Raw genomic sequence first — 5,181 nt, 5'->3', positions numbered from 1 at the left:
GCGCCGCCCACCGTCACGGTCCGGGGGCCCCCCGGGCCCGCCCGGTGCGGGCCGGCCCTCGGGGCCGGTCCGCGGGAGGTGTCACTGCTACTGCTGCCGGAGCCTGCGCCGGCGGGCCAGCAGCACGAGCCCGGCGCCGAGCACGGTCAGCGTGCCCGCACCGGCCACCATCACCGGGATGCCCTCGTTCGCACCGGTGCCGGGCAGCGGCCCGCCGGGGACGGGGGCCGGCGGCGCGGGAGGCGTCACGGCCGGGCTCGGCAGCGACGGCGCCTGCGTACCGGTCGGCGTCGCCCCGGTCGGCGCCGGGGTCGGCGTCGGGGTGGGGGTCGGCGTCACGGTCGGCGTCGGTGTGACCGACGGGGTCGGCGTGGGAATCAGCCGGTTGACGGCCGTCACCTCCACCCCGGTCGCCAGGTTCTCGGCGTTCAGCACCAGCGGCCCGAACACCGTGACCTCCGGCGCGGAGTAGCCCTCCGGCGGGCTCACCTCCTGCCAGTAGTACGTCCCGGCCGTGCCGCTGCCCTTGCAGATGCCGTCGGCCCCGGTCGTGCAGGGGTCGCCGACCGCCGTGTCGGGTCTGTCACCGGTGCTCTGCAGCCCGGTGGTGCCGTTGCTCTCCTTCCACAGCCGGAACTTCGCGCCCGCCAGCGGCTTGCCGTCCTGGTCGTGCTTGACCAGGCGCAGCACGCCCTCCTGCTGCCGGAACCCGAAGTCGTAGGTGTGGTCGTTCTCGCCCGGTCCGCCGGTGGTCAGCGCGCGTTCGGCGTACTGCCCGCCCGCCGGCACGACGCCCTTGGAGTCGATGAACCGGTTGTCGCCGGTGTCCGCGTCGGTCGGGACCCACTGGTACAGCGGGCCGCCCTTGGCGTAGTCGGCGGGGTTGTCGAGCCGGATGGTGTACTTGGTGCGCGGCTTGAGGCCACCGGTGACGTTGGAGTCGTCGAAGTAGTACTCGCCGCGCTCGGTCGTCCTGGTGGTGCCGACGAGCTTCCCCGACTCGTCGTAGAGGTTCACCGTCGCCGCGGGCACGGGCTTCTGTCCCGGGCGCTGGATGCCGCTGCGCTCGGGGTCGTACCAGACCCGGTTGCCGATCTGGAGCGGGGCCTGGTCGCAGAGCACCTCCAGGTCGCCCATCGAGGCGCCCTTGCCGAACGGTGCGGGCCCGTCCTTGGGGGTGAGCCGGAAGCCGAACCCCGGGTCCTGCCTGCCGTCGCGCTGGAGGAACGACGTGCCGTAGCCGAGCGCGGTGTGGTTGGGGTCGAACGCGGAGGTCGCGATGGTGTTCTCGACCTTGGAGTTCGCCAGGCCGGCGAACGCCGTGTTGCGGTGCCCGCCCCAACTGGTGTCGAAGAAGCGGGTGCCCCGGGGGGACAGCCCGCACCCGTTGTTGGTGTCCATCACGTACGTGCCGTTCACCGGGCAGGCCTTGTTCAGGTCTCCACCCGACATGACGTTGGCGTACGGGACGCCCGCCGGCGCGCGGTCGGCGAAGCGGTCCCGGAAGGACAGCAGCATCGAGCCGTCGGTCTCGAAGGCGATCTCGCCCAGCTCCGGCTCGGGCTGGGCCATGGTGGAGGCGCCGCACTCCCGGCCGTTCTGCGAGGTCGGCCAGGTGCCGGTCCACGGGAACCAGGCCGCCCCGTCGCAGGGGCCCCCGCCGACCGTCGTCTGCCGGGGGTAGTCCAGCGGCTGGCTCAGCACCGCCGCCGAGAAGGCGCCGGTGGCGAGGTCGAACGGCAGGACCACCGCGCGCAGGTCGGACGCCCTGCCGGTCGACTCGCCCGAGCAGACGCCGCCGAGGAAGCCCCCGCCGTCCTGCAGGCCGAGGCCGAACGGCCGCCAGTCCCCGGCCGCCGGGCAGCCCGGGTCCGGGATCGGGTAGGAGGCCTTCGGCGCCGCGGCCGTGGCGGCCGTGGCGTCGTAGCGGTAGAGCCTGCGGTCGTTGAGGTTGACGACGAAGAGGTCCTTGCCGTCGTCGGTGACCTTGATGCCGCCGAGGCTCTCCTTGCCCGGCACCGCCACGAACCCGTCGTCGGTGCCGCCGCCGTGGGCGGTGGAACCGGCGTCGGGGACGGTGGTGAAGAGCGTGGTCCGCTTGGCCGTCAGGTCGGTCACGTAGATGCCGCCCGCACCGCCGGGACCGTAGTCCGTGGTGCGCTTGGCCACCGCCGAGGAGAACACCCGCCGGTCGGCCTTGTTCCAGGCGATGCCGTAGAGCGTGCCGGTCTCGGCGTTGGTGGCGATGTTGGTCGCCTTCACGTCCGTGCCGTCCTGACCGCGCGCGCTGTACGGGAAGGAGACCAGGGTGCGCTGGGTCCCGCCCTCGCGGTCGGCGGGCTGGCACGTCGTCACCAGCGTGGCGTTCTTCTGGCAGTAGTCACCGGGGCTCCAGAGCCCCGTGGTGAACGCCGCGTTCTTCCCGCCGGTGAGGTCGACGAACTCCTCGTTGCTGCTGAGCCGGTTGGAGCCGGCGGCCAGGCCGCCCCCGGGGGAGGCGAAGGCCGGGAAGAGCGTGCCCGGCTTGGGGTTCACCACCTGGACGCGGTACTTGCCGCCGGTGAGCCTGGCCGTGGCGGGCGCCAGGGTGACCGTGCCGTCCGCCGCGGTGGTGCCGTCGACGGCGATGCCCGCGTCGTCGGTGAGGGTCACCTTCACCCCGGCCAGACCGGGCTCCAGGGCGGGCTGCCACACCCCGTCGGTGTCCACCGCCCGCACCACGCGGACCGTCACCGTGCCGTCCCCCGGCTGGGGGAAGGCGGCCGGAGCGGTCGCCAGCGAGGCCGCCCCGATGCCGACGGCCAGCGCCGTGGCGCCGATCACCGTCCGGCGGCCGAGCACGCCCGGCGGCCGCCGTTCCGGGCCGCGGGCGGCACCGGATTCCTGATCACGTGTCGTTGTCATCCCTGCTCTCATCGTGCAGTTGGGCCTTCCGCCCGACCTCATGAGGGCGTTCGTTTGTGGCGAAAAGCCGCCATTGTTAACAGGAGCTTAAAGGGACTTCACACAAGTTCGCAGCGAAACAAGGAACTTTGACGGTCGATCAGACGTTCCGACCGACTGTGTACTGATGTTGCGTCAGCGAGGTGGCGGAACGGCGGTCCCGCCGATTCCGGCGCCCGCGCCGGCACCCCCGTCGGCGAGCCGTCGGCGCCGGGCCCGCTGGCGGCAGGTGGCCCCGCAGTAGCGCCCCGGCCGCCCGGTGGGCCGGACGGCGAACGGGGTGCCGCACTCCTCGCAGCCGGCGACGGCACCCTCCCGCCGGGGGCCCGGGAGGTCACGGAACACTCCGCGTTCCGTGACGGCGCCGGGCGGCCGCAGACTGTCCAGGGTCAGCCGGACGAGCCTGAGGCCCGCCGCCCGGTCACCGCGGGCCGTGATCATCGAGTCGCAGCCGACCGTGAGGGAGGCGACGTCCTCGGGCCCGACGTCGGCCCGGACGCCGCCGGCCCGCTGGGCCGCGCGGAGCAGCGCGGCGAGCACCTGGCGGAACCGCTGGACGGCCGCCGTGAGCAGCGGGCGCGGCCAGCTGCCGTCGGCGGCGGCCACGATGGCGCACAGGTGCCCGCGCCGGGCGGTCGTCCCGACGATGTCCAGCAGGAATCCGAAGAACGCCTCCGTGGGATCGGGTTGGGCCGCCCGCCGCTCGCCGGAGGCGATCAGGTCGTTCAGCTGGTGGACGAACACCGCCTCCAGGAGGACCTGTTTGCTCGGGAAGTGCCGGTAGACGGTACCGGCACCGACCCCCGCCCGGCGGGCGATCTCGCCGAGCGGCACGTCGAGCCCCTGCTCGGCGAAGGCGTCGCCCGCGGCGGTCATCACCCTGGCCCGGTTGCGGCGGGCATCGGCCCGGTCGCCCCCGCCGATCGCTGTCGTCATGTCACGAAACCCCTTGTCCGCACCGGCCCGACCGGGTTGGAGTATCCCAGATCCCGGGCCCACCCTCTCAGCCCACGACCACCGGCCCCGGGGAGAGCGAGGACGACATGACCACCGCACCCGCCCACCACCGCCGCAACGGCCCGGCCCGCGACACGGCCTGGAGCACCGTCGCCGTCCCCGTCACCGGGCGGGGCGGAGTCCTGCAGCGGCGCGCCGCCCGGCCTCCGGGGCGGCGTGAAACGACGCTGCGGGCACCACCCGGGCGGACGGCCGACGCCGGTGGCGGTGCCACGTCCACCGGACTTCCCGACGGACCCGCCCCGATCCCGTCCCGTTCGGCGCCCGCGGCGGGTCCGGCCCCGACGGTCCGGCCTCCCGCACGGCCGCCGTCCTCTACGTCCCGGAGCGGTAACGCCGCCACCCGGCGACGGGACGAGCCGCCACACTGGTCTCCGGGCGCCGGGCCGCCACGGCGCCGTCCGGGAGGGGACCATGACACAACCGCACCTCACGCACTGCGAGTTCGTCCTTCCCGCGGGAGCGCCGTGCGCAGTGGTGGCGATCGGCCGTTGCGACCACTGCCACGCGGCGTTCTGCCGCTCGCACCAGGGCCGGGCCGGAACGCCCTGGCTCTGCCACGCCTGCGCGGACCGGGCCCGGGAGGCCGCCGCGGCCGCAGCGGCCGAGCGGGAGCTGCGCCGGTCCCTGGCCGAGCAGGCCGACCGCGCGGCGCGCCGGGAACGGGTGGCGCGGGCGCACCGTTTCGTCGCGGCGATGGCGGCGGCGGGGAACCCCGGCCTGGACACCTGGCCGACCGACCCGGACGCTTCCCGGACCGCGCGGGTCTCCGGCTGGTTGCTGGACGGGCACTCGTACGCGCCCAAGCAGCGCGACAGCGCGGCGGGCCTGCGGACCGGCGGCTGCTTCCGGAACATGGTGCTCACCGATGGGCGGGTGGGACTGGCGATGGACCTGGCGTACGAGCACCGCAGGAGGATGCTGGAAGGACGGCGGGGCACGGCTGGGCCCGGCCCGGCGGCGGTGGACCGGGAACTCGGCCGCTGGTTCGGCTCCGAGGCCCGCACCCACCGTCGCCTGCTGCGCCTGCCGGTCGTCGTCGGCGCGTTCGTCGCCTTCGACCGACTGGCCCTGGACCCGGCCGAGGCCCACTTCCACCAGGACAGCCCCCGGCACGTCTGGGGTGTCGACGACACCTTCTGGGAGCGGCTGGAAGCGCTGGCGCGCCGGCACTCGGTGGTGTTCTGAGCGCCGCCCCGCCCGGCCGGACGGGCGGGGCGG

General features: G+C 74.7%; 3 protein-coding genes. 1 reads left to right on the top strand and 2 read right to left on the bottom strand.

Features of this window, described 5'->3' with window-relative positions:
- Positions 1–87 precede the first annotated feature (87 nt).
- Complete coding sequence (locus tag ACFCX4_RS34495) at positions 88–2,904, bottom strand: SdrD B-like domain-containing protein (RefSeq protein ID WP_376151131.1); 2,817 nt, start codon at positions 2,902–2,904, stop codon at positions 88–90.
- Positions 2,905–3,078: 174 nt separating this feature from the next.
- Positions 3,079–3,879 carry a TetR/AcrR family transcriptional regulator gene (locus tag ACFCX4_RS34490; protein ID WP_376151129.1) on the bottom strand — a complete coding sequence of 267 codons (801 nt, stop codon included), beginning with the start codon at positions 3,877–3,879 and terminating at the stop codon, positions 3,079–3,081.
- Between the two features lie 495 nt (positions 3,880–4,374).
- Here ACFCX4_RS34490 and ACFCX4_RS34485 point away from each other — a divergent pair, with 495 nt between their 5' ends.
- The gene (locus tag ACFCX4_RS34485) at positions 4,375–5,148 is read left to right on the top strand and encodes a hypothetical protein (protein WP_376151127.1); all 774 of its coding nucleotides are present in this window, start codon (positions 4,375–4,377) and stop codon (positions 5,146–5,148) included.
- Positions 5,149–5,181 lie beyond the last annotated feature (33 nt).

It is taken from the genome of Kitasatospora sp. NPDC056327 (genome assembly GCF_042261735.1).
GTDB lineage: Bacteria > Actinomycetota > Actinomycetes > Streptomycetales > Streptomycetaceae > Kitasatospora.
Note: the sequence above shows the minus strand (reverse complement) of the source record. Positions and strands in the feature narration are given on the sequence as shown.

Excerpts from the sequence above, each read along its gene's own strand:
- ACFCX4_RS34490 (WP_376151129.1), bottom strand. The coding sequence starts at position 3,879 with ATGACGACAGCGATCGGCGGGGGCGACCGGGCCGATGCCCGCCGCAAC.
- ACFCX4_RS34485 (WP_376151127.1), top strand. The coding sequence starts at position 4,375 with ATGACACAACCGCACCTCACGCACTGCGAGTTCGTCCTTCCCGCGGGA.
- ACFCX4_RS34495 (WP_376151131.1), bottom strand. The coding sequence starts at position 2,904 with ATGACAACGACACGTGATCAGGAATCCGGTGCCGCCCGCGGCCCGGAA.